This window comes from Aeromicrobium sp. Leaf272 (assembly GCF_001422865.1).
Lineage (GTDB): Bacteria > Actinomycetota > Actinomycetes > Propionibacteriales > Nocardioidaceae > Aeromicrobium.
In genome coordinates, this window is record NZ_LMMY01000009.1 from 619,282 (window position 1) to 621,227 (window position 1,946).

The window sequence follows — 1,946 nt, forward strand, 5'->3', positions numbered from 1 at the left end:
CCTCCCGCATCCCCCTGCGCTCGGGCACCGACGAGGCCACGTTCACGACGGTGCGCATCACCGGGGCGCTGCTCGTGCTCGTCGTCGTCGCCCTCGTCGTCGACCGGTCCGCCCTCCGCCTGCCCGCCGTGCGCCGCCTGCCGCTGCTGATCGGCCTCGGTGTCGTCGGCATCGCCGGGCTGCAGGGGTTCTACAACGTCGCGATCAACCGGCTGCCGCTCGGCATCGCCCTGCTGCTGGAGTACACCGGCCCGGTGCTCGTGGTGCTGTGGGTGCGCTTCGCCCGACGCGAACCCGTGCACGCCCGGATGTGGCCGGCTCTGGCGCTCACCCTGGTCGGGCTGGCGGTCGTGAGCCAGGTCTGGTCGGGCCTGGTGTTCGACGGGCTGGGCGTGGTCATGGCGCTGCTGGCGGCGGGCTGCTTCGCCGCCTACTTCCTGCTCGGGGAGGACGGCGGTGTCTCGGCCGAGCCGCTGCACCACATCCTGTGGGCGTTCGCGATGGCCGCGGTCCTCATGAACGTCGTCGCGCCCGTCTGGGAGGCCGACGCACTGGGCGCGGACGCGTCGATGCTCGGCCGACTCTCCGACCTCACGGTCCCGGCGTGGCTGGCGATGGGCTGGGTCGTGGTGCTCGGCACCGTCACGCCGTTCTTCCTGCTGCTGCTCGCGCTGCGCGCCCTGCCGGCCACCGTCGTGAGCGTGGTGGCCATGCTCGAGCCCGTCGTCGCGAGCGTCGTCGGCTGGGGCTGGTACGCCGAGTCGCTCACCGCCGTGCAGCTGGGCGGCGTCGTGCTGGTGCTGGTCGGCATCGTGCTGGCGCAGACTGCCCGGCGCGACCACCCGGACGAGCTGCCACCCCTGACCTAGCCGCACGGTTCTCCCCGCTCCCGCACGGGAAGCAACCCCTGCAGACGGGGGGGTTTCCCGTACGCGGCGGAAGATTCCCAGGTCGACCTGGGAATCTGCGGGACGGGAGGGGCGGAACACGTTCCGCGGCGAATCGCGCCGGGAGCGGGGCGACTGCGATGATCGACGCATGCTCTCTCGACTTCTCACCTCCTGGGTGCTCGGCGCGGCGGCGCTGGCCACGGCCGCGTGGCTGCTCGGCACGCACATGAGCATCGGCACGGCGAGCGACACGACGTCGGACCGGCTCGTCNTGCTGTCGCTGCCGTTCATCATCCTCACGCTGGGGCTGGCGCTGGTCGTCATCAACGCCGGCCTGCTGCTGCTGACGTCGCGCATCGCCGACTCCCTCGACGCCCCGTTCTTCATCGACGGCTTCTGGTGGGCGGTGCTGGCGTCGATCGTGATCTCGATCGTCAACGCCGTACTCGGCGCCTTCGCGGGTGACTGAGCGCATGAGCGAGCGACCCCTGCGCGTCGAGGTCACCTGCCTGGGCAACATCTGCCGCTCCCCCATGGCGCACGTGGTGCTCGAGCAGCGGCTCGCCGACGCCGGCCTGGCCGACGACGTCGTGGTCACGTCGTCCGGCACCGGCGGGTGGCACGAGGGCGAGCCGATGGACGAGCGCGCCGCCACCGCACTGAGCGCCGCCGGGTACGACCCGACCCGTCACCGCGCCCGCACGTTCACCACCGACACGTACGCCGAGGCCGACCTCATGCTCGCGATGGACGCCCGCAACCACGCCGACATGACCGAGCTCGCCCCCACCGTGGCCGACGCCGAGCGCGTGCGGATGTTCCGCTCGTTCGACCCGGAGGCCGCGCCGGGCGACGACGAGGTCGAGGACCCCTGGTACGGCGGGGCCGAGGGCTTCCAGCAGGTGCTCGCCATGGTCGAGCGGACCAGCGACGCCGTCGTGGCCGCCGTACCGCGGCTCCGTGCCGACCTCACCGGGTAACCTCGCCGCCATGGCACGGATGACGGGGACGGCAGCGCGCGCGGAGGCGCTCATCGGGCACGGGGTGGTCGCCACG

The 1,946-nt window shown here is 72.6% G+C and carries 3 protein-coding genes and 1 pseudogene; all 4 read left to right on the forward strand.

What is annotated here, in order from left to right:
- On the forward strand, positions 1-869 hold an 869-nt coding region (locus tag ASF38_RS04650; RefSeq protein WP_162237303.1), incomplete at its 5' end, for a DMT family transporter.
- Positions 870-1,116: 247 nt separating this feature from the next.
- A partial coding sequence (locus ASF38_RS19650; RefSeq protein ID WP_369815169.1) for a hypothetical protein occupies positions 1,117-1,161 on the forward strand: 45 nt, incomplete at its 3' end.
- 1 nt (position 1,162) lies between these two features.
- A pseudogene (locus ASF38_RS19655) lies at positions 1,163-1,359 on the forward strand (phage holin family protein); the annotation flags it as partial.
- A 4-nt stretch (positions 1,360-1,363) separates the two neighbouring features.
- Complete coding sequence (locus tag ASF38_RS04660) at positions 1,364-1,870, forward strand: low molecular weight protein-tyrosine-phosphatase (protein ID WP_055962638.1); 507 nt, start codon at positions 1,364-1,366, stop codon at positions 1,868-1,870.
- The last annotated feature ends 76 nt before the right edge of the window (positions 1,871-1,946 follow it).

Bases quoted from the DNA above. Each gene is read 5' to 3' on its own strand.
- ASF38_RS04660 (WP_055962638.1), top strand. From the start codon at position 1,364: ATGAGCGAGCGACCCCTGCGCGTCGAGGTCACCTGCCTGGGCAACATC.